Annotated in this window: 15 protein-coding genes; 1 reads left to right on the forward strand and 14 read right to left on the reverse strand. The window is 51.3% G+C overall.

The window, feature by feature from the left end:
* Positions 1-30 precede the first annotated feature (30 nt).
* From DEP07_RS22955 to DEP07_RS23005, 11 genes are all read right to left on the reverse strand, one after another.
* Positions 31-1587 carry an APC family permease gene (locus DEP07_RS22955; RefSeq protein WP_173597678.1) on the reverse strand — a complete coding sequence of 519 codons (1557 nt, stop codon included), beginning with the start codon at positions 1585-1587 and terminating at the stop codon, positions 31-33.
* 257 nt (positions 1588-1844) lie between these two features.
* Positions 1845-3140, reverse strand: coding sequence for a hypothetical protein (locus tag DEP07_RS22960; protein WP_122963725.1), 1296 nt, complete (start codon positions 3138-3140; stop codon positions 1845-1847).
* A 68-nt stretch (positions 3141-3208) separates the two neighbouring features.
* Entirely contained in the window at positions 3209-4915 is a 1707-nt protein-coding gene (locus DEP07_RS22965) for a HAMP domain-containing methyl-accepting chemotaxis protein (RefSeq protein ID WP_173599406.1), read from the reverse strand.
* 178 nt (positions 4916-5093) lie between these two features.
* Positions 5094-8597 (reverse strand): immunoglobulin-like domain-containing protein, encoded by a 3504-nt coding sequence (locus DEP07_RS22970; RefSeq protein WP_287103059.1) that lies wholly within the window; start codon positions 8595-8597, stop codon positions 5094-5096.
* 44 nt (positions 8598-8641) lie between these two features.
* Entirely contained in the window at positions 8642-11506 is a 2865-nt protein-coding gene (locus DEP07_RS22975) for an immunoglobulin-like domain-containing protein (RefSeq protein WP_287103061.1), read from the reverse strand.
* Between the two features lie 540 nt (positions 11507-12046).
* Complete coding sequence (locus DEP07_RS22980; protein WP_122963721.1) at positions 12047-13138, reverse strand: GerAB/ArcD/ProY family transporter; 1092 nt, start codon at positions 13136-13138, stop codon at positions 12047-12049.
* Between the two features lie 43 nt (positions 13139-13181).
* Complete coding sequence (locus DEP07_RS22985) at positions 13182-13415, reverse strand: hypothetical protein (protein ID WP_122963720.1); 234 nt, start codon at positions 13413-13415, stop codon at positions 13182-13184.
* Positions 13416-13484: 69 nt separating this feature from the next.
* The gene (locus DEP07_RS22990) at positions 13485-14690 is read right to left on the reverse strand and encodes a Ger(x)C family spore germination protein (protein WP_173597682.1); all 1206 of its coding nucleotides are present in this window, start codon (positions 14688-14690) and stop codon (positions 13485-13487) included.
* Positions 14691-14714: 24 nt separating this feature from the next.
* On the reverse strand, positions 14715-16250 hold the full coding sequence (locus tag DEP07_RS22995) for a spore germination protein (RefSeq protein WP_122963718.1): 1536 nt from the start codon (positions 16248-16250) through the stop codon (positions 14715-14717).
* Positions 16251-16400: 150 nt separating this feature from the next.
* Positions 16401-18965 (reverse strand): LuxR C-terminal-related transcriptional regulator, encoded by a 2565-nt coding sequence (locus tag DEP07_RS23000; protein ID WP_173599410.1) that lies wholly within the window; start codon positions 18963-18965, stop codon positions 16401-16403.
* Positions 18966-19161: 196 nt separating this feature from the next.
* On the reverse strand, positions 19162-19341 hold the full coding sequence (locus tag DEP07_RS23005) for a hypothetical protein (RefSeq protein ID WP_122963716.1): 180 nt from the start codon (positions 19339-19341) through the stop codon (positions 19162-19164).
* A gap of 177 nt (positions 19342-19518) precedes the next feature.
* Between DEP07_RS23005 and DEP07_RS23010 the strand changes: the two genes are divergently transcribed.
* The gene (locus DEP07_RS23010) at positions 19519-20244 is read left to right on the forward strand and encodes an RDD family protein (RefSeq protein ID WP_287103064.1); all 726 of its coding nucleotides are present in this window, start codon (positions 19519-19521) and stop codon (positions 20242-20244) included.
* 303 nt (positions 20245-20547) lie between these two features.
* Here DEP07_RS23010 and DEP07_RS23015 read toward each other — a convergent pair whose 3' ends face one another.
* The 3 genes from DEP07_RS23015 to DEP07_RS23025 all read right to left on the reverse strand — a co-directional run bounded on the left by DEP07_RS23015 (position 20548) and on the right by DEP07_RS23025 (position 22560).
* A complete protein-coding gene (locus tag DEP07_RS23015) occupies positions 20548-20871 on the reverse strand; it encodes a hypothetical protein (RefSeq protein ID WP_173597686.1) in 324 nt (107 codons plus the stop codon).
* Between the two features lie 35 nt (positions 20872-20906).
* Entirely contained in the window at positions 20907-21740 is an 834-nt protein-coding gene (locus tag DEP07_RS23020) for an alpha/beta fold hydrolase (RefSeq protein WP_122963714.1), read from the reverse strand.
* Between the two features lie 88 nt (positions 21741-21828).
* Positions 21829-22560, reverse strand: a complete 732-nt coding sequence (locus tag DEP07_RS23025; protein WP_287103065.1) for an ABC transporter permease — start codon at positions 22558-22560, stop codon at positions 21829-21831.
* Positions 22561-22566: the final 6 nt, after the last annotated feature.

Consider the following 22566-nt stretch of genomic DNA (forward strand, 5'->3'; position numbering starts at 1 on the left):
TCGATAAAAATGTTTGCCGCTCGCTTGCGCCTACTCCTCGGCAAGCTCTGCGACGTTTCCTTTTTTGCGCATGTACCAGACACCGTTGTACACCGCAAAGTAGTAGAAGATGAAGCCTGTCACTGCGGCGACGATCGACATGAACGGCTCAGGCAGGATGCCGATTCCGCCAAAGTTGCCGAGGTAGGACAGCCCGATGAGCACGAGGATGTAGGCGATCAAATACAGTCCGCCGATGATTTCCTCCGCTTTGTACTTGCGGATGAAATGAACGATCAAGTAGCAAGCCAATCCAATCAGCAAGCCCGTAATCCCCAGCTGCACCTTGCTCCATTTCGTCCAGTAAATGAGCAGAGTGGCAAATACGAACGCCAAAGGCGCAATGACACTCATGCCCGGAAGACCTTTGTCTTTGGTCAAGCCCACCTTGCGAAACACCATGACGGTTACGCACGCAGAGGCGTACTTGTAAATGCCGATCGCGCCGACGATCGCGACAATTGCCGTCCAGCTTTTCAGCGGGAACAAAAACAACAAGCCGATGACAAAGTTAAAAGCGAGCGCGCGAGTCGGTACGCCAAAGCGCTTGTTGATCACCCCGAAATAACCGGGCAAAAAGCCGCTTTTCGCCATCCCGAATACATGTCTGGAAGTTCCCGCTGTGTAAGCGAGCGCAGAGCCTGTCGGAGACACCATCGCGTCTGCTGTAATGATCCAGGAGAGCCAGACCATGTTGGCAATCATCGCGAGATTGGCAAAAGGAGAATCAAACTTGATGCCGCTCCAGCCGTTCGCAATCATCTCCGGCGGCACAGCCCCGATGAAGACGACTTGCAGCAGCACGTACATGATCGCCGCCAAGACGAGCGACGCAATCAAAGCCAGCGGAATGTTTTTGCGCGGATTGACCACTTCGCCGCTCATCATGATGACGTTTCCAAATCCGGTGTAAGCAAAGAAAATTCCGCTTGTGAGCACCGCGCTCAGACCCGCACTGTAGCCATTCGGCGCAAAGCCCTGGCTCGTGAAGTTTTCCGGGTGAAAGCCTGTCATGAAAAAGGCGATAATCGTCAGCACCGGCACAACAAATTTTATGACCGTAATAATCGTGTTCGTCACAGCAAACAGCTTCACGCCGAAATAATTGAATACAACGAAAAAGACCATGAGTACCGTAGCAGCCAACATCCCTGTCGTCGTCAACTGTTCGTTGCCCACGTCGTAAAGTCCGGGCCAAAACTGATTCGCGTACTGAATCACGCCAGCCGATTCTACCGGAGCGGTAGCGCAATAGCCAAGCCAGATCGAGTAGCTGGTCACAGTCGCCAGCATGCTTCCGTGCGAGTACAGCGGATAGCGTCCAAGTCCCCCGGACTCGGGTCTGACCCGCCCAAGCTCTGCGTATACGAGAGCGATAAACGTAATAACAATGGCACCGATTAACCAAGAAATAATAGCGGCAGGACCTGCCAGCTTCGCTGTTGCCCAAGGGCCGAACAGCCAGCTGGAACCGATGATTCCCCCGAGAGAAAGTGCCGTAAGAGACCAAAAGCCCATTTTCTTTTTCAGGTATTGTTCTTGATCCATGAATTTCCCTCTCTCTTCACGTCGTCGTTGTGCTCATAGCTTGCCCGCAAAAAATGGATACTCCTTTCTCTTCGGCCTGTTGATCCGCAAAGCTGTCTTCCCTCGCCAGACTGGATATGTTCAAATGAGTGCGATTGTCCAGCGGCTTTTATTTAAGGGTAATAAAAGGGTAATTACCTAAAATGCATTATATTTGAATCATTCTCATTTTTCAACGCATTTTCGCCAAAAAAAATAACCATTCAACCTGCGAATGGTTATTTCAAACGATATCTTTTGCTTGGCCTGCCCCGGGCGGAAGAAGCTTCTTCCCCGACGCATTCCGCCAAATCTGCCTCGCACAGACTGACCATGAAGCGGCGCGCATTGCGCTCGTCCCAATAAAGATGCGTCGCCAAGTCCTTGATCGTAAAGTCGTTCCAGTTCATTCTTTTCATCAACGCCGTGACTTTGTAGTAGTTTTTCGCACTGAGCTTGACTTCCTTCAGCTTCTCGATCAGTTGCTTGTCGTCGCTTCGAAAGGAAAAGCTCAGCTCTTCTTCGTCGCCCGCCGACTGGACAATCGTGCCGTCCTCGCGGATGATCACAATTCCGTGCTCGGCCCGGTCTTTGGATAACTGGAGGGCGCGCTCGGCGTTTATTTCCGCTGTATGCACGGTGACACCGTAGCCGATCCCGACACTTGCGGCATGCTCAACCTCTTTCGCCAGTTGCTGGAGCGTCTCCTGAAGCTCCCTGATTTCCCGCTCGATTGCCCCGCGCGAGCTGATAATCACGTAGCGGCCGTTGCCTTTTTCCAGCAAAGAACCGTCCAGCTTTTCACAGTACCGCAGCAGCGTCTCTTTTACCTTCATCTCGAAGTATTGCAGATGATAGGAGCTTTTCGCCTTCTCGCTGATTTTGGCGAATTGCTCGATTTCCACCAGTTGTACGCCAATCTGTGTGTCCTTGTAGTAAAACGTTCGGATTTTTTCCGCGAGGATGCGCAGAGCCTGACGAATTTCCATATCTGTACTTTCGATCCGATAAGCGGGCACTCCGGCTTCGGTCAACGCAAAATAGACGGCTTCAAAGCACGTCAGAGCCCCTTTCGTTTTCCCGGCCCGGTACAAGTCCAGATGAAAGTCGATCAGCTCTTGCGTACTCGAATGAACGTCAAAGGTCTTCACATACATGTCCTGCGGCGCAATTTCGATCTGTTCCAGCGCCTGCTCCAGATGGGATGTCGTAATCTCGTCGATGCTCACCTTGCTCAAAAATTCGTGCTGATAGTACCCCATATGCAAAAGACTTTTGTAAATGCCTGATTCCGTATGCTGGATGTAGACCAGCTTTTCGTCCGTGCTTAACGTATTTTTCGCCACCATGTACGAGATTTGGCCAGAGAATAGCCAGGCGTCGACTTGCTGGTCGTATTCGCGGACGATTGTTTTCGTTTCCTGAAAGTCGCTGTATGAATAGCCGATAAATTTCATCGTCTGCTCGTATTCGTTCCCGAGCTGGATAATTCGTTCAACAGATGTATGAGGACCGACAACCCCAACTGTATACATGATTCCCTCCTGTTCCAGAAGACTCCTTATCTACCATTCTATCTGTTCCGGGAGGGAATTGACAGCCGCTACAGCTTGAATACGCGCACGGATGATTGCAGCTCTTCCGCCATCTGGGAGAGAGCGGCGGCAGAGGAGGCGATTTCTTCCATCGATGCCAGCTGTTCTTCGGCCGCAGCCGTAATATTTTGCGTGCCAAGCGCCACTGACTGCGCTACATTCGTAATTTGTGAAATCGTTTGGACGACCTGCTCGGTGCCCGCTGACATATGACCGGAAGCTGCGGAGACTTCCGCGATCCGGGCTGCCACTTCCGTCACGGACTGCTGTATTTCTCCGAAGGTTTGCCCGGCCATCTGAACGACGTTCATTCCTTCCCGCACTTCCTTCGTGCCTGTGTCCATCGTCGCCACAGCCTTCGCCGTCTCTGCCTGAATCGTCTGGATCAGGCAGGCAATCTGTTCGGCAGAAGCGGATGATTGCTCCGCCAGTTTGCGGACTTCCGCCGCGACGACAGCGAAGCCGCGCCCGCCTTCTCCGGCCCGGGATGCTTCAATCGCCGCGTTCAACGCCAGCAAATTGGTCCGCTCCGCAATGCTCGTAATCGCTTCTGTAATATGGCCGATTTCCGATGAGCGCTCGCCCAATCCTCTGACGACTTGCGCCAGCTCGGTCATGGTGGAGTGAATAGCGTCCATTTGCCGCGTGGTCGTATGGACAGCCTGATTGCCTGCCGAAGCCATGTTGGAAGCTTGATTGGAGATGACAGCTACTGCGTTTGCCTTGGTCGCAATCTGCTCGGAGTCGCCGGACATCTCCTCCACGACCCGGAAGCTTGCTTCCACACTTTGCACCTGCTGATCCGAGCCATTCGCCACTTCTTGAATGGAAATCGCAATATGTTCGGTCGCTTGGCTCGTCTGCTCTGCACTGGCTGTCAATTGCTCCGCGGAAGCCGCCACTTGCTGGGCGGTCACGTTCACCTGGGAAACGATTTCGCGCAGCTTTGCCAGCATGTTGTTGAAGTCACGGGTCAGCTCTGCGATTTCGTCCGTGCTTTTTACCGGGAGAGCTTCCATGCGCAAATCGCCTTCTGCAACAGCGTTTACTTGCTGGGCCAGCCTGTTCAGGCGAGAGCGGATACTGCGAGTAATCGCAGCAGCCCATACCACCGCTACCGTGACGGAGACGGCTATCAGCAGCAATGTGACTTTTCTTCCCTCGTCATAGATCGCTGCCGCTTGTTCGCTCTCATTGTTTGCCCCGTCATGATTGATTTTGATCAGGGCATCGAGGTCATTTTTCATGGCCTGAAACAGGGCAGACACTTCGCCAATTACGTCCTTTATGTCGGCGCTGTTGTTCTGTCTGGATGCGTCCATCAGCTTGTCGTGCAGTTGTTCATACGACTCCCATTTGCTCTTGAAGGAACTGAAAATTTTCTGGTCCTCGACGTCGTCCTCCTCCAGGGTGCTTTCGTAAGACGCTATATCCTCCCTGACTTCCTGCAAGGTCAGCGCAAGCTCCTTTTCCAGCGGCTCTTTCTGTTCCTTGCTTTGATAAAAGACATGCGAGAATACGAGCGCATGGACATGCTCGGTCAAGTAGTTCAGATGGTTGATGTCTTCTACGGCCGGCAACCAGCTCGTATTGATTTCCACCGCCTTCTCGTTCAAATTTTTCATTTGATAGATGCCAAGCCACCCAATCGCCGCCATCAGCAACAACGTCACTGCGAATGCTGTGTACAGCTTTTTTCCGACTGTGAGTTTCATACGATTCTTCTCCTACTCTTAACGATTCCTGTTTGTACTATGTACCCTTTACAAAATACGTTAAAACTCATTGAAAGCATAAAATGTCGATTAATCAGATCAACAAATAAATGATTGGATCTGTGCCAAGAAAAAGGAGCCCGGTTGGTTGAATGCCAACGGACTCCACAATTGTCGGTTACGCCCTCTGCTTGACGGTAACCGGGTATGTTATGCTTTTGTCGCCATTTTCGATCGTAATGGTGATCACCGTTCCATCTGGAGCATCCGGACTGACTTCCAGCAAGCCATTTTCGCTGATTTTGGCATATTCCGTATCATCCAACGAATACTTTGTGCCCATGCTCGATTTGGTGATGTCGCTGCTGCTCCGATCCGTATACTTCCCTTTGACCTTCAATTGCAGCGTCTCTCCCGCATAGACAACAGCTTTTGCCGGAGACACAGCGATGCTGTCCAGAGAATACACACTGACCGTCATTTTCACCGTGCTTTGCCCGTTTTGGATGGTGATCGTCGCTTTCGAACCACTCTCCGCCTCCGGCAACACCGTGATCAGACCGTCCTCATCCACCTCAATCAACTCAGGCTTGTTTGACGAGTAAGTCGTGCCGTCTTCGGAAGCAGTCAAATCCACTTTTCGGCCGCTCGTCAAAGCTCCTGTCACCTGCACTTGATACGTCGCTCCCTGCTCAAGCTTCACTGTACGTTGAGCCACAGCGAGAGAGCGCAGCTTTGTTTCCGCCAGCATGTACGTCCCTGGCGCGCTGGTCAGAAAAAGCAACTGCTCCCCATCATGCTTGACGTATCCTTCGCCTTTGCCTGTTGCACCAGCCTTCCAGTTTTTTCGAGCGGCATCATACGCATAAGGAGTGAACTTTTTCGAGGAATAGGCGTACGGTATTCCGATCAATGCCTCTCCTTTGGCAAAGCTCTTGATTTCTTTTTCCCCGGCAAAAACCCGGAAATCGTATGCATCGCTTGTCTTGGAAAACGTAGCAGGGATCGTTGCCTCGTCGTTTTCTTCGACCACCACGGCTATCGCCTCAGCGTTGTAGCGGGCAAAAAAGGCTGGCGGCAGCTTCACGCTTGCTCCCGACTGCGCCATAACGGTAACGGCAAACTGTTGATTTGCCAAAGTCTCGACCAGCTCTTCCGACAACAGCACAGTCGGCTCTTGGGACGCAGAAGCAGCACGGCTGGAACGCAGCTGATCGCCATTGTCCTCTACGTCCGCCGCTTCTTCGTCCACCACTTGAATGAGCAAGTGCCGTTCGAGATCAAACAGGTCGGACTTGCTGCCAAGCTCCTGGCTCCAGTCCTGCACCAGAGCAGCAACCTCGTTCAACTGTTCGCTCGTATCCGCTACTTCTGTATGCTGGGCTACCTGGAGGATGCTTTTGTGTTTGAGCAGCTTGTCCATAGCTTCACGGAAAGGCTGAGCCACTTCTTCCCTGACCTGATCATCTTCCAGTTCGACGATCACGTCCCGAATCACCGTGCTTACGAGCTTTGCCCCTGCTGCAAACACTTCCGAATCATCCAGTTTGCTTTGAGCAAGACCTTCGTTCATTCCCTTTTCTAAAAAGAGGGACAGCGCTTCTCTCAATTGCTTGTCGGAAACTACTCCTTCTTTCCATTTGACAACGAGCGGAGACAAAACTTCTGTTGAAGTGCTTGCTACGAGTTGAAGCTTCTCGGTATCGCCGAGCTTGCTGCTCATAACTTTATCTGCCAAGTGGGCGAGCGATTTATCCACCTGCTCGGCAATTCTTTTTGCGTCAACTGATTCCTTGATTACCTCTTTTGCCTGTTCATTCAAATGGTTCTGCGATTCCGGAATCGTTTCGGAATGTCCTGGATAAGTTGGTGGGTTCGGCGTCACAGGCGGAGCGCTATCCCTTGTCACACTCAACTGGTATGTCTTGGTCGAGCCGTTCCGCGCCGTCACGATAAACGTAATATCGTTTTGGCCTGGATTCAGGCTCACCTCTTTGCTTATATCGTTCACTTCAGCCGCCCCGTTAATGGTCAAGGTTGCCGTCTGATCCAAAGTTGCCGCCCGAAACCGCAAGCTGCTCACTTCGTTGGGCACTCGCAGCGTGTATTGCGCCACACTTGGCTGAAAAGCAGGTGTCATCGTACCTTCTTGCAGCCATAGACCTTTCAGTTCGTGAGAGACGACAGATACGGTCCGCGTCACGGGCAAAGCTTCAATTCCGTTGTCGTCCTGAACGTTATACACCAGATCGTAGTCTCCCGGTTCACTCGTAACCACCTGACCAGTCACTTGCACCTTGTTCGTAATGTCGTTATTGTTTGCGTCTCTCGCTGAGTAGCCTGGTTCTTGAAAGCTTTGACCGAACGGCACATACATTGTGTTGCCGCCAACCAGCGAAATTATCGGCTTCGTGATTTGTTCCACGGAAAACTCCGCTTTCGCTCCAGCCGTCAACGAAGCAGGAAGGCCACTGGTTGTTCCATCGTCTAGTAAGCTGTATTGAAAAGACGCTGTCCCCTGGAAGGTAGGGTCCAATGAAAATTCTACCTCTTGGTCGACAAGTCTGACCGTCCCTCCTACTGCTTGATCAACATCTGCCACTGTCAATGTTTGTCCGTGCTCATTGGCTGGCCCTGCCTGATCATTTGCCGTCAACAGCGAAAACGGAATCATCACTTTAGGCGTTCCTTTTGTCACCGTCGCGAGCTGATCGTTCTGGGCGGTCGGTGCATCGTTCACTTCCTGCACCGTAATGACCGCCGCCGCCGCTCCGCTTAGCCCTGCACCATTGGCATCTTTGGCTGCTTTGACCTTGAAGCCGAACAGATCGCCAGCTGGCGTATTCGCATCCGCATTAGGCACGAATTTCAGCCCTGTAGCACCATCTGCTTTTTGCAAAAAGTTGCCATTCGTTAACTCAGTCACTCCATCGTTCAAGTAAAGCTTTCCGCCCTGAATTTCGCTGACCTGAAAATGGGTCACGCTGCTGGCGTCCGCCGGGTCAGGAGTAATCACCAGTCCACTTGAAGTTGCGGTATCTTCCAGGGTAGTAGCTGGGGTCACTTGCGGTTGTTTGGCTGCATATTCGAGCACGAGACGCGGGTAATTGCCGTCTATGATTTCATTTGACCCAAATCCGAAAGCACCTGTCTGTGTATTGCTCAAAAGCGCAAATGTCACATTCTGGCTTTGCGCCTCTAGCTGGAGGCGAAGAAAATTGGTTACGTCAAATTCCAGCCAATCGCCTTCTTGCAGATTTTGCCCAAATGAATCAATGACCGGATCATTGGGATTCAGCGGAAAATCGTCGTCCCATGCTCCGTAGGTGGAGCCGTACAGAGTGAAGCTCGGAACCGTTTGAGCGTCCCCGTTCACATTGGTCACGTACAATTTGAGCTTGGCCTTGATAAATGACGTATCAAGCTGAGTCAATGGGAATTGCACGGCTGCTTTTTGCATGCCAAAATTTTCGTCTAGTCCTACATAGTTGGAGCTGTCCTCAAAATAGCTCCCATCTTCGACTTCCCCGCCGGAGTACCAATAACCATCCACTGTAGAATTGATTTCTTCCAGTGGTCCCTGAGCGTGGGATTGCGCTGCAAATCCAAACAGGCTCTGTATGGCAAGCAATCCGATTGCTGCTGTCTTGATCATTTTGGCTTTTTTGTGTGTTAGGCTCATGTTTTCCTCACCTTTTGTACGTCTTGTCATCAATAGCTGTCTGTTTACGGATTATGCCGCCCAATGTTCTGGTAATAACCGGCAGGATAGATGTCCCATTCCCCTTCGAGGCTGAAGCTTTGCGAGCCTGTATAGATTCCCGACTTGCGAACAATCGTGCCCGTTTGCGCCAGGATCGGGGAGCGGTTATTCGGATCGGGATTCCCCAAAACATCCACGATTTGACCATCTTTTTTCAGCACGAAAGCCGTGACATATCCTTGGTAACTCATATGAACTTCTTCGTTGTAATAAGTAGCTGGAGTGATATCAAGGAAGTCATAGAAAATCGGGTCGATAATAATATAGGCCATTTTCGGAAACAGCGGCATGATTGGCTTTGTCTCCACTGCTTTTGTCTGCGTACTGGTCATGTACCTGTGAATTTCCAGCTCGTACCCTGTGACCTTTTGACCGTTGTTGTCTCCCTGGAAAAAGAGCTGTAGCGCATTGCGGCCATCTGTTCCGTATACATAATCCGAGAAGAACAGTTGCGGCTGTCCTTGCTGCTGAATATCTACCTTGATTAGCGCAACCTGGTCGCTTTGATTGGCAACCCACAGCCCGCTTCCAGGCACGCTTGCAGGGATCAGCTGGAGCTTGGTGCCCATCACGGTGCCACCCGTCCCGTTATTGAGGATTTGCAGGGAGTTGGCCGGAGCGCCCGGAAAATATTTGTTCAAGTCCAGTTGCACGTTCATGACCCCTGATTTGGTCCTGATCGTGACCTGCCCGCCTGCGACGAACTCATAGGCGTGAGCTGTAAAAGTAACGTCTTGTGTGCCGCCCTTGCCGTCATTGGCCGTGACCGTAATCGTGACCACTCCTTTGCCGACCGGAGCAAGACTGAGCATGTTGCCGCTAATGGTCGGCTGCACGATATTTTGCGCCGTTGCCGTTGCCTGGTACTGCAAGGCATCGTTATCCGGGTCAGCAAAAATAGTAGACAGATCGATCTGCGGATAAGGCTGGCTTCCTGGCAGCAGCGTCTGGTTGCTGATCGTGCCTACTGCCGTCGGCGGCTGGTTGTTACTTTGCGCCGCTTGCTTGAGTACGGTAAGGACGAACGGTTTGGTGTCCGAGCGGCTTCCGTTCGTTATGGTTGCCGTCAATGTGACGGTAGCGTCTTGCTCGATAGCTTGCGGGCGCGTAACCGTGCCGTCCTGCGCAATCACAGCCGGGTTATCCGAACTCCATGAGATCAGCGAGCCATTTGCCCCTGTCGTTGCCAAAACCACATTTTGCGTAACATGATCGGCGTCATCCCCGCTGGCATAACCGATGGTCAGCGTCTGGCGATCAGCTTCAAGCGGGTCTTCTGTCACGGTTACGGAGACAACTGTAGCAGCTGTTCCCCCTCTTCCGTCATCCGCCACGATGGAAAAGCTGTCCGTTCCTGTAAAAGCATTTTGTGGCGTATACGTCCATGCTCCGCTCGGCAGAACGACCACAGCCCCGTGTGCAGGAGTTGTGGAGCCGAGCAAATACGTGATGGTGTCGCCATCCAGATCGGTCGCAGCAACAGTTCCGCTTGCTAACGTATTTTTGAACGTTTGCGCCGTATAGCTGCTGTTGATGACAGGCGGGTTATTCGCCGCGGGAACGTTCGTAACCGTCTGGGTTGACGTGTAAGTTGCCGGCACCCCGCTTCTCGTTCCTGTGCTGGCGATAGGTGTCACTTCAAACGTCACATGCTTCCCTACATCATCCTGCTGCAACACATACGTTTTTTTGTTCGCGCCGGAAATTTGCACCTTATCGGAACCGTCCGACAGCGAACCGCGGTACCATTTGAACAAGGACAAGCGCTCCGGGTTGTTTTCCGCATCGGTGTACACATAGCTGCCCGTCAATGTCTCGCCTGCTTGGAACGTACCGGAAATCGTTACTTGGCTGGCAACAGGCGCCTGGTTTGCAGGCGGTGTAGGTGGAGTCGGCGGTGTTGGCATAGCAGGTTCATTCGCGTACGCCACTGTCGGTATGTTGACTTCGCTTTTCACATTTACCGAACTGTCGGCCAGCACGAGCTTGTCTATCGTGCCCGATCCTTCCACACTGGCGCTTGCATTCGCTTCAATTACTTCGATTTTGCTCTCTTTGGTGGTTTCGATCCGCGTTCCTTCAGCGTCTTTGTCTACAACCACCTTTGACACAACAGAGTCGACTACCACCCAGGAAGGAGATGTAATTTGCAGCGTACTGTTAGTAGCTGCTTTGCCTTCGATCACGACAGGGAACTGTGTGGACTGGGCAGATACCTCTACCTCTGGCAGCTCAACCTCATCTTCGAGAACAAGCCGTGCGCCATTCTCATCGGTGATCACCAGTCGGTCGGCTGAGACATTATTTACATGCAAACTGTTGGAAGCAACGTCCTTCACCTTGATCTCCCCTGAGACGTGAACGTTGTCCAAAGTGACAGAACCGCCGTTGTCGATGACGAGATCGCCGTCCAGCTTCGTGTTTCTCAGTAAAACAGTAGTCTCCTTGCCTTTTATCTCGATTGTTCCACTCGTTTTATATACTCCCGATTCCGGGCCAAATTCTCCATCTTTGGAAATCGCCGCCGGAACTTGCTGCTTGCTGACGACATCGATTTGATAAGTCTCCGTCTTCCCAGCGATCGTTGCCGTAATTTCCGCAGTTCCCGCCTTCTTCGCCCACACTTTTCCTAGCGAAGTAACAGAAGCAACTCGCGGATTTTCACTTGCCCAGGTAACTTTATCATAAGCGACAATCGCACCTTCGCTGTCTTTCGCTACTGCCAGCAATTTCGCTTCCCGATCATTGCTGTCGCGCAACTGCAATTCAGAATTTCCCCAAGTGTTCAAAATCTCGATCGATTCTACCTCGGAATCTTTCGGCGCCAAAACAATAGAACGCTCTGTCGGTTCTGAATCTTCATAGCCGATGCGAATCGTTATTTCTTGCTCTGTGTCGGTTGATTGAAAAGGTTTAAAGGGAATAAAAAAGGTTCGCGTAGATTCTTCCCATTTTGCTGGGAGGGGGGATAAGGAGTGTGTCTCAGAATCTTGCGTGTAAGAGAGGGTAAACTGTTTGGTCTTAGGATTTCTTTCTGGGATCGAATAAAATGGAACGGTGATAAGGCCATTGGTCACTTTTATTTCGGAGAAGTTAACATTTTCCGCTGTAGAAGAAGTGGTTGTTTCGCTTTCAAAAGCGAATGAGGGTGAAACGGGACAAGAAAAGGAATAAACAAGCAGGCATAACAGGATCATTCGCATGACCCAATGATTCAGTCTCATCGTGGTTCCCCATTTCATGTTCGGCGTATTTGTCTAGCTGATCATGGTTTCCTTCGAATAAAGAGCAAAGCGCTGTCTTCCACCCCTCCTTTTCTCAAAAAATAGTATAAACGATGAACTAGGTCTTTGGCATCATTTTTCCTTTCATTTCCCCAACCTTTTCCGCAGTCCGCCCACCACGAGCAGCAGCACAGGCAAAAACAAGCCGTACGTCAATGAGTACGGCATCCAAATCTCCGAAACAAAGTTGTCAAAATACGGCCGATTGGGCATCGTGGCAAGCGCGACGATGACCATGATCATCGCCAGAGGCAGCGTCAGTCTGCGATAGTCGGTCAATCGCAGCGTCTGGGCAATCCCGCAAGCCGTGGCATAATAGCAAACCGTTATTTTGATAAACAGCGTGATGAACCAAATGACAGCCATCAAAACCTCGATGCGTTCAAAAAAGTTGCCGACGCTAATTTTTTGCGCCAGCGTGTAGCTTGGATAGGCAAGCAGTACGGTAATGTTGGGACCGAGCACCAGCACCGCGACGGTTGTAATGATCGTCAGGAAAAAATTAGCAATCAAAATGCCCATAATATACGCCTTCGCTGCGTGCCGCGGCTGTTTCACAAGCGGAAACAGAAAGATCAGGACGACCGATTCCAGCAAATAGCCCATATAGCGGAAGTTGCCGCCAAAAACGGGCGCCATCCCATGGGCAAGGACAGGCTTGAGGTTATCGACCTTGATTTGCGGGGCGATGAACGCAATCAGCGTGAAAAACAGCAGCAGAAAATACGGAAACAACAGCTCGGAGACACGCGCAAGCGGCTCCATCCCGCAGCGGGTTCCCATGACAATAATCGCCGCAAACAGAACGAGAATGATTTCGATCGGCGTCTCCTGCATGATCTGTGTGGTGACAAAATCGCCGATTTCCATCAGCATCAGTGACGCATCGATAAAAAAATAGGAAAGGAACAAAAAAGCGACCGCTTTTCCTGCCCACTTGCCCAAGATGTCTTCGCTGTATTGAAGTATCGTCCGATTCGGATGCCGCAAGCTCAATGCCGCATACAAACTGGTCAAAAGAAAGCCCTCTCCCCAACCGATCAAAGCCGAAATCCACGCGTCCTGCCGGGCGGATGTAGCGGTGAGCGAGGGAACGTACAAGACTGCATCGCCAATGACGAACAGGGTTACCAAAATAAAAAACTGCCTCGCACTGATCAGACTGTTGCCAAGCACCCTTGTTTCCCTCCCTTCTCTTGCGCACCGCTTATGTTCACCGTTACTCCACCATGCTTAAAATCAAGTCGCTGAACGGCCGATAGACGAATGTAATCCAGTCCAGCGGGTTTGGAATGTTTGCCTCCACCGCTTCGGCGATGCAAAGCCCTGTCCCGAGCAGCAGCAAGCAGCCAAAAACAAAAAGCTCCTTTTTCAAGCCGTTCCTTTTCAGAAAAGGAGCTTCGATCGCTACGATCACCAGACTAATCAGCAAAATCAACAGGATCATCCACATCGGAACAAGTCGCACCTACTTCTTGCCAGGAATATCCTTACCTTTTCCACAACAGGAAATAGTTATGCTCTAATCCTTTTTGATAAAGGGGATAAAAGAATTGCCGACTTTGCCTGTTCGCCGGAGCTTCACATCTACGTTGATTTTCACCTTCAGGTCGGCAAAAGCCTCGTTCCAGTTGCGCTTGACCTTTTCCCAGCCCTTTGGATCGTTCTGGTAAATGACTTGCCCAAATCCGAACGCATCGGAGTGAAATTGCTTCTGCGCTTTTGTAATCACATTCTGGATTTTTTCCTTGATTCGCTTTTCTACCTCTCGCTCCAATTTGTAGATCGTTTGCGACTTTGCCAGGTCAATCGCGCACGCTACTTCTCCTACATTTCCTTCCGCTTCGATTTTCACCTCGACTTGCGGTTTTCCGTTTACGACACGACCATCAAGCGTCGATTTGCTGTGAATGATTTCAATGATGAGCTTGCTGTTTTTGTCGCACGGTATGGCTTCAACTGTGCTGTCCAGCCTGTCTGTAATATAGCTGAAGCCGATGCTTTCCTTTTCATTAAACCATCCTTGCAGCTTGTCTTCTTTGAAAACGCCGATATCCTCATACTTGAGCAGGGTAGAGACGCTTTCCTGCTGCGGGTTATTTCCGTTGCTTCCTGTCTGAACCTTGCCTTTTACAGTAACCCCTACCAACACTGGCTCCGACCCTTCGCTCAGCAGCTGTGTAATAAATTCGTCCAGTTGGATCGAGATCACGGAGCCCCATGCTTTTTCGCCTGTTTCCAGGCTTTTGTACAGCTTGGTGGCAGGGATCTTCTCCAGCGGATCAAGCATGCTCAAAATGTGCAGGGCGGAAGTATCTTTCGCCAAAATGACGTAAAAATCCGGGCGAACTTCGTGATCGCGAAACAACAGGTCGAGCACCTCTTTTGTCCCTTCCCTCGCTACCTGCTCCCCCAACACCAATACTTGAATATGCGAAAAGTACAGCCGGCGCGGAGTCATGGTCGTCAAGCGGCGTATCCCCTCAAAAATGTCCGCAGATCGCATGCTGTACGTGGCTACTGCCGACTGAGTGCCTCCTGCCCCGTCCTTGGAGGCGGCAACTCCACCCGGATTGACGATTTGCGTAGACAACAAATACTCTCCGTCCACCTTGTCGATGCCCACCGCCATGACAATCGCCAAGTCGTTCAATTCCCTGCGGTTCCAACACCCTGTAGTCAACAGCAGCAGAACAGCGGCCAGAACGAACACCGCCTTTCGTTTCATGCTATTCCCACCTCGGCAATCAATTTAATGAACAGACTCTCTCGGAGGATTGGGCTTGTTGTCATGCTCTCTGATACTGTTTTTCGGCCGTAAAAAGTAGGGACGCGTGTGCATCATCCAGATCGGCAGACGCAGCAGCGTATCTCTCTGGTCGGCCAAATTCAACGGAGCGAGCGGCGACATGTACGGAACCCCGAACGAGCGCAAGGTGCACAAATGCAGGCAAAGCGCGATCAAACCGACAAATACGCCAATCAGGCCAAAGCTGGCAGCAAGTGCAATCAAGCCGAAACGCAGCATGCGAATCGGAATGGACATGGAAAACGACGGAAACACAAAGCTCGTAATCGCCGTGATGGAGACGACGATGACGGTCGCAGGAGATACGAGTCCGGCCTGTACCGCCGCTTCGCCCAAAACGAGCGCCCCGACGATTGAGATGGCAGAACCTACGGCACGCGGCATGCGCACTCCAGCCTCACGCAGCAGTTCAAAAGTCAGCTCCATCAGCATCGCCTCGACAGCAGCCGGAAACGGTACACCCTCCCGCTGGGCCGCAATACTCATCAGCAAGTTCGTCTGGAGCATTTCCTGGTGAAACGTCGTAATCGCTACGTAGATGGAAGGACCGAGCAGCGCGATAAAAAAGGAAAGCAGCCGCAACATGCGAAGCAGGCCAAAATCCGAACGCTGATAGTAATCCTCCGGCGACTGAAAAAACTGGACGAAAATCGCCGGAACCAGCAGTACAATCGGCGTTCCGTCTACCAGGATCGCGACCCGCCCCTCCAGCAGCCCCGCTGCTACCGAGTCCGGCCGTTCGGTATTGTAAATCGTCGGAAACGGCGTAAAGGCCGCGTCCTGAATCAGCTCTTCTATGTTTCCGCTCTCCAAAATGCCATCGATATCGATCCTGTTTAGCCGCCGCTGCACTTCCGCAATGACGTTTTCGTCCGCAACCCCCTTTATGTACATCACGCTCACTTTGGTCTGGGTCATTTTCCCGATCTGTTTCGTTTCCAGCCACAGATGACGGTTGTTGATCCTTCTTCGCACCAGCGCGGTGTTCGTCCGCAAACTTTCCGAGAAAGCCTCCCGGGAACCACGCACTACGGTCTGTACAGAAGTCTCCTGGACACCGCGATCCTCCCACTGCTTCGTATTGACGATAAAGCCCTGCGTACACCCCTCCACGAGCAGAACCGTATCTCCGGTCAATACAGCATTGAAAAGCTCGTCCAAATCATCCAGCAGCTCCACTCCACCCATCGTCAGCATGAAATCCTTGATCAACGACAGCGGCTCGTCTGCCAAAGCGTCGTCGGATGGAATTTCCCTTTTGTGCGCATGAACCATGAGCGACTCCATGAAGTTGCTGATCAGGCTTTTATCGACCAATCCTTCTGTGTACAGAATGCCTACCTCGATTTGCCCAATCGCTTCCATCCGTACAGTTCTGGTCACGAGGTCGGTGCTGTTCCCCAGCTCCCTTTTCACCACTTCCATGTTCTCTTCCAGCGAGCTGCTGAACGACACTTGTTGCTTGGCGTTATGACTCATTCTCCAATCACTCTTTTTCCAAATCAGGATAGCTTTACTATCCCTCAGCGAACATGGCTCTATGCCCATGAAAAAAAGCCCCCTGCACGTACAGGCGACTTCTTCGTTCTCTGGCATGTATATCATCGGGCGAACCTTTTGCTGCCCCGGTTACAGCTCGCTCTCTCGCAGCTTGACCACTGCCTGTGTGCGATTGCGAACTTGCAGCTTGGCGTAAATCTGGTGAACGTACACCTTGACTGTCCCGATCGTCAGGTGCAGCCTGCCCGCAATCTCAGCGTTGGACAACCCTTCTCCGATCAGAGACAGCACTTCTGCCTCCCGCTCGGTCAATTTGTCCAGTTCAGGCGACACGCGAATTTGAATGTCCAGCGCCGGAAACTCTTTTTCCACCGTCTTGAGCAGACTTGCCATATAGTCAAGTTCTTGCCTGGAGCACGCCTTGCTTTTATAGAGGGCGTACAGCATTTTGGCGACCTCTGGCCCTTCGTCCAAAAAGATCCGCACGTAGCCTTCCGGTGCCGCCAACATCACCGCTGTGCGAATACATTCGGCTGCCTCGTGATGCCGCTTTTGGCTGTGATAAGCTTGGCTGAGCAAAATCAGCGTCTCGATCCGGCTCCCCAGCCGATCCTTCACCTCTGTCTCATGCTTTAGCCGGGTCAGCAGCTCACACGCTTCATTTTCCCTTTTGGCAGACAAGTACACACGAGCCAAAGTCAACCGTTCAAACTCGTGCCGGGAATGAATCAAGTCTTTGCTCATTTTTTCAAATTGGCTCGCCCATTGCTCTGCTTCTTCCCGCTGATTTTCGTCCAGCAACAGCCGCACACGAAACGCGTCCAGGAAAGCAATCCAATGAGGCGGGGCTTTTCGCTGGCGACACAGCTCCGCTATTTCCGCAAGCGGCAGCCACATCTCCGCCCCGCGCTTCTCCGCCTTTCGCCAACGGGTCAAAACCAGATAAGCCGGGACCAGTACGCCAAAATTCATCGTATTGCTTCCCAACTGCAATGCTCTTTGCACAAAGTACGTCAATTGCTCGAACTCGTTTTTCTCATAATACAGCTCTGCCATTACAATCGAGCCGTATGCGAGAATCCCCAGGCCGCTGTGCTTCCAAATCGTTCTGATGGCAGGGTAAAACTCGCTTACCTTGGACAAATAGCCGCTTAACGCCACGCGACTGCGAAGCACAAAAGCCTCGTCTCCATTCAGCTCAATCCCGACGATAAAATAGCGGCTGAATTTTGGCTTCATTTTGACCGATTCTTCCAAGTACGAAAGGGAGAGGGCAATATTGCGCAGGATCAACTGCACGTATCCGCGAAGCACCCAGATTTCTACCCGACATTCCTCAAGCCCCTCATTTTTGCCGTGCAGACCATCCTCAGCGAGATGCAACAACGCTTCTGCCTGCTCAAGCTCGTCCGATAATGCGTGCATCCAGGCAAAAGCAATGCACAGCTCGGGATGACTCTTGAGCCACACTGTATCAAAACGCCTCATCCAGCGGCGCAATGTCACATTTTCGTGCTGCTTCAACATCCAGGGAGCGTGCTCGACGATCAGCCTGGTTGCACGCGACCAATCACTGCCCTTGAGCGCGTGGTCGATTGCTTCTGTCATCCATCCGTGGCCCTCAAACCATCGACTGGCAGCCACATGAAGCGTTGGCAGCTGTTCACTGTATGTTTTACGCAAATGCGTGTGCAAAAGATCCGCAAATAAATGATGGTAGCGGTACCACTCGTTGACTCCATCCAGCGGTACGACAAAAGAGTTCGTACGTGCAAGCATCTCCAAAATGGCGTGGGCATCCGGCTCACTCGCTACGGCTGCGCACAGTTCCCCGGACAGGCGCGGCAATATGGAAGTTTTCAGCAAAAATTGCTGTACCGATTCCGGCAATCGCTTCAATACTTCTTCGGTCAAGTAGTCTTCCACGTATTTGTCATTGCCGGAAAAGCTGTGCATGGTAACCGTGGAGCCACCCTTCCCCTGCATGGACAAAGCAGCCAACTGCAACCCGGCAATCCAGCCCTCTGTCCGTTTGCTGAGTACGTGAATGTCCTCGTATGACAAATCTAGCCCGAGCAGTTCGTTAAAAAGCTGACGACATTCCTCTTCATTGAACCGGAGATGCTCCGCGCCCAATTGTCCCAGCTGTTTGCGTACGCGCAAGCGATGGAGAGACAGCGGCGGCTCCTCACGGCTGATGAGAATGACGTGTAAAAAAGGCGAGGCGTGCTGGAGCAATGTTTGCAAACCTTCGTGAATCGAGCGCTCTTTGATCAGATGATAGTCATCCAGCACCAAATAATAGTCGGTAGGCATTGCAGCGATTTCTTCAAGCAGCATGGAGAGCAGATTGTCTGCTGACGCCGCATAGGTCAAATCGAGCATCGCAGAAGCTTCACGACCAGCTTCCCGTTGTGCCATGCTCAATGCTTTTGCGAAGTAGCGCCAAAAACGGGCCGGATCGTTATCCGCCTCATCCAGCGACAGCCATCCCGCCGGCTTGCCGATACTCGTAATCCACTGACTAACGGCTGTTGTTTTCCCGAACCCGGCCGGAGCGCAAATAAGGATCACTCTGGCTGTCCTGACTTCATCGATTTCTTCCACCAATTGATGCCGATGCAACAGGTCCGAACCATATGTAGGAACATGTAATTTCGTTGCGATAAGTGAACTGTACTTTCCTTGATCCATGTGCATCTCCCTGCCTAAAAAGAAAATGACCCCACAAAAGAGCAGCCTTTTTGTCTCGATCCAATATGTGCACAAAGTTATTATGTGGAATCCTTCCGAACAATGCAAGTAAACTGCCTTATAAGAAAAGAACGTTATGTGGACGCAAAAAAGCCCTCCAGCTAGAGGGCCCGTGGACGGCTTGCTTTTTACTTGATTAAATCGTATCTCCCGTAAACCAAAAATACCCTCCGGTCGCGATCGCCAAGACTACTATGATAGCGAAATACCATTTCGTGAATCGAAGGTTTACCCAGGTGCCTTCCCACCACATCGTGAGGTAGGCGACAACCCCCAGCACTAAAACAGCGACAAAAGCAGTCATAGGCGTACTCATCATAATCACCCTGTATATGGTTTTTCTTACATCAGCTCGCTTCCTAATATAATCGTCGCAACTATCGTGTGTCACCTATCTTTAGGTAGGTTTCTTGCAGAAAAGCAAAATTTGACAGAGTAAATTTTGAAGTGTTTAAATGTTATATGTTTACATTTTTGTTGGAGGTGCACAAGTTTGGAGAATCATTCATTGCCGCAAGCAGATTCATCGGTGGCTCCCCCAATTCCACCACCAGACAGACCGATTCTGGAAGGACCGCAAGTAATGGGGTCCATTACGCAGACTTACGGAGCGTCGATTTTTTTCCTGCGTTGGGGAGCGCATGTGATAGATTACATTTTGCTCATTTTTTTCGTCTTAGGGGTGGTCGCGCTGGCTGGGCGTTCGTCTGACGATCCGTCCATTATCGGGTTGCTTGTTTTCGTACTCGGAATTTTATCTTACTACGTTCTTCTGGAAGGTTTTACTGGCTATACCATCGGGAAATTCGCCCTGCGAATCAAAGTGGTGAATCAGGAAGGTCAACCGCCAGGGCTGTGGAAATCGGTCATTCGTTCCTTGATCCGCATCGTCGAAACCAACCCGATGCTCATCGGCGGATTGCCTGCCGGGATCAGCGTACTGGTGTCGAAAAAGAAGCAACGGTTCGGCGATATGGCAGCGAACACTTTTGTCGTGAAAGTAAAAGATTTGAAAAACGAGAGCAAGCAGCTGACCACCAGCTTTGCCATCGGCTTCTCCTTGTTGGCCCTCGTTATCATTGCTTGCGGTATTTATGGCGTTTCCTTTTATGCCAAGCAAGACCCGTTAACAGGTTCGTTTGAGAACAAAGCTTTTTTTAACAAGGCTCTTTTCGCAAATTTTGTTGCTATTGCTGTTGTGGAAACGTGTGTTCTATAATGAAAATCAGGAAGTCTATAGGATTTCCATTTACCGTGAATGCACGCTTCGCTTGGTACTATAAATATCAAGCAACTCACGGCTTTTCTAAAAGCAACAATTTCTTAGAAAAGAGCGTTTAACAAAGACAAAACCATGCAAATCATTGCTCCGACTTCCTGGAGCGAGAATGCTAGTCTTCACCCAGACGCATCCATTGCCCTTTCCAACAACTTCGCGGACAAGCATCTGCTTATTCTCGCGGACTCTAAAGAAGAATTGGACGGTTCATTTGATTATCCCCAATACGTCGATTTCGTGGAATCAAACTTGTTCAGTGAATTGACAGATGCAAGCATGAGCAAGCATGTTCAGCTCACGATTGACGGACGTCTTTCCACTCAATTCACGATGCATGGGAAAGTCGATGGTCAAAGTATCTCCTATCTTGTAACCGTCACAGAGTCTCCGACGCACTTTTATCAGATTATGTGCCTGACGCAAACGAGAAAATTTGACAGACTGCATGGCGAGTTCAAGCAAATAACCGCCAGCTTTCACGAAATGCCAGAATCGCCGAAAAAAAGTGCTCGGCTTCGCCAGGCGTGCCTGCAAAGTCGCGCCTCCTTTTTCCATGCCAAAGCTCATAAAAAGTGGCTGCCCACAAGGACAGCCACTTTCTTTTATCTTGCCGTTTTTTCTGCATGGAGAAATTGTGTGAGCAGCTCATTAAACCGTTCGGCATGCTCCCAAAACATCATGTGCCCGCCCAATACTTCCACTGCGGACTCGGGGGCATGCTTTTCCATGAACCGCTTTGCAGTCTCGGCCCAATGCTCAGCCACAATCGTCAGCGTCGGCACCGACTCGCTCGCAACCTTTGCCTCTACCCGGTAGTCAGAGAACATCCCGGACGCGAACAAGTTCGCCGCGATATAAGGAGGCGTTTTGAGCGATTGCTCGATGATCCAGGAAAGCTCATTTTCCGCAAGCTCTCTTTGCACCATGACCCCTGTCGCGTAGCCCGAGATAAACTCCCGCTGCTTCTCGGCATCCCGCGTGTAGTAGTTGTAGGCGGCGGCGATTTCATCGAGCGGCCCTTCCACCCAATCTTGCTCGTGATTGGTGGAGAGCGGCTTCGGCGACAAGTCGACGAACACGAAAGATTTTACGTTTCGCGTGCCGTGCTGCCGAACGTATTCCCACATCGTCAAGCAGCCAAATGACCAGCCGACCAGCGTCACATCCACAAGCCCCAGCGCCTCGATGACTTTTGCCAAGTCAGTACCGTGCGTGGCATAGTCGTTGCCGTGCATCGTCACGGACGATCTGCCATGGCTTCTCGGATCAATCGCGATCACCCTGTTAGTCTTTTGAAAATGCTCGATCTGCTTGTGAAACACTTCGGTTGTAAACGTCCAGCCCGGGATCAGGACGATCGGATCACCTTGTCCCACGTCCTGCACAAAAATCTCGACCCCTGGCTCCACCTTCACATATTTTCCACCTTGCAACATGGTCGCAGCCGCCTCCCATCGTGAGTGAATACTCAGACTTTTTATCCGTTATTCTCTTCACTTACGGAAAAACCCTTCTTTTCAAAGATCAGGCGAGCACATCCGACTTGCGTAATCGCCGGAGGACAACTGTACTGATTCCCACTCCGAACAATGCGTTCATCAGCAGAAAAACCACGTTGCTGCCAAAATCAAGTCCCTCCTGGCTCAATACCCCCATCCCCACTGTTAACAGCGAATGCGGGAAAAACAATCCGAGCTTCAGCACATACATTCCCAGCCCGAAAAAAACGGCACACAAACCGATGCCGACTGGCGTTGCAAAGCTTTTGATCCGCATCGAGAGCGCCAATTGAAAAACCGCGATCGTCATCGCCGCGATCCATCCGCGCAACAACCAGCCGGGCAATTCTGCGGGAAGCAACGCGGAAAGCCCTGCCAAAAGCCCGCCGCATACATACAGCAAGCAAAAGAACGCTTGGACTAGGAGAAGAAGAGTTGCTACGACTCCCAGTTTGGCTGCAAACAGGGCCGCAAGCGATACAGGTGCGGTCAGCACCAGATGCCAGTTTTTGTTTTGATGCTCCAGTCGGCATTGATACGAGCAGCCGATCGCAATGAGAATAGGAAAGAAAAACTCTCCGTAGAACAAGCCAACCTGCGACCACAAGCTGTACCATTCCTTTTGCAGCGTCCCTTGGTTCATGACGTAATTGGCCCAGCCGATGATGACGCTGACCAAAGGCAGGAGCATGAACACCACCCAAATATGGGAGCGGCGCATTTTCAACCACTCCGCCTGAAAGCATTGCTTGATCATCACTTC

This window comes from Brevibacillus sp. (assembly GCF_003521185.1).
GTDB classification, from domain to species: Bacteria; Bacillota; Bacilli; order Brevibacillales; family Brevibacillaceae; genus Brevibacillus; species Brevibacillus parabrevis.

Bases quoted from the DNA above. Each gene is read 5' to 3' on its own strand.
- DEP07_RS22955 (WP_173597678.1), bottom strand. From the start codon at position 1,587: ATGGATCAAGAACAATACCTGAAAAAGAAAATGGGCTTTTGGTCTCTT.
- DEP07_RS22960 (WP_122963725.1), bottom strand. From the start codon at position 3,140: ATGTATACAGTTGGGGTTGTCGGTCCTCATACATCTGTTGAACGAATT.
- DEP07_RS22965 (WP_173599406.1), bottom strand. From the start codon at position 4,915: ATGAAACTCACAGTCGGAAAAAAGCTGTACACAGCATTCGCAGTGACG.
- DEP07_RS22970 (WP_287103059.1), bottom strand. From the start codon at position 8,597: ATGAGCCTAACACACAAAAAAGCCAAAATGATCAAGACAGCAGCAATC.
- DEP07_RS22985 (WP_122963720.1), bottom strand. From the start codon at position 13,415: ATGTGGATGATCCTGTTGATTTTGCTGATTAGTCTGGTGATCGTAGCG.
- DEP07_RS22990 (WP_173597682.1), bottom strand. From the start codon at position 14,690: ATGAAACGAAAGGCGGTGTTCGTTCTGGCCGCTGTTCTGCTGCTGTTG.
- DEP07_RS22995 (WP_122963718.1), bottom strand. From the start codon at position 16,250: ATGAGTCATAACGCCAAGCAACAAGTGTCGTTCAGCAGCTCGCTGGAA.
- DEP07_RS23000 (WP_173599410.1), bottom strand. From the start codon at position 18,965: ATGGATCAAGGAAAGTACAGTTCACTTATCGCAACGAAATTACATGTT.
- DEP07_RS23005 (WP_122963716.1), bottom strand. From the start codon at position 19,341: ATGAGTACGCCTATGACTGCTTTTGTCGCTGTTTTAGTGCTGGGGGTT.
- DEP07_RS23015 (WP_173597686.1), bottom strand. From the start codon at position 20,871: ATGAGCTTTGGCATGGAAAAAGGAGGCGCGACTTTGCAGGCACGCCTG.
- DEP07_RS23020 (WP_122963714.1), bottom strand. From the start codon at position 21,740: ATGTTGCAAGGTGGAAAATATGTGAAGGTGGAGCCAGGGGTCGAGATT.
- DEP07_RS23025 (WP_287103065.1), bottom strand. From the start codon at position 22,560: ATGATCAAGCAATGCTTTCAGGCGGAGTGGTTGAAAATGCGCCGCTCC.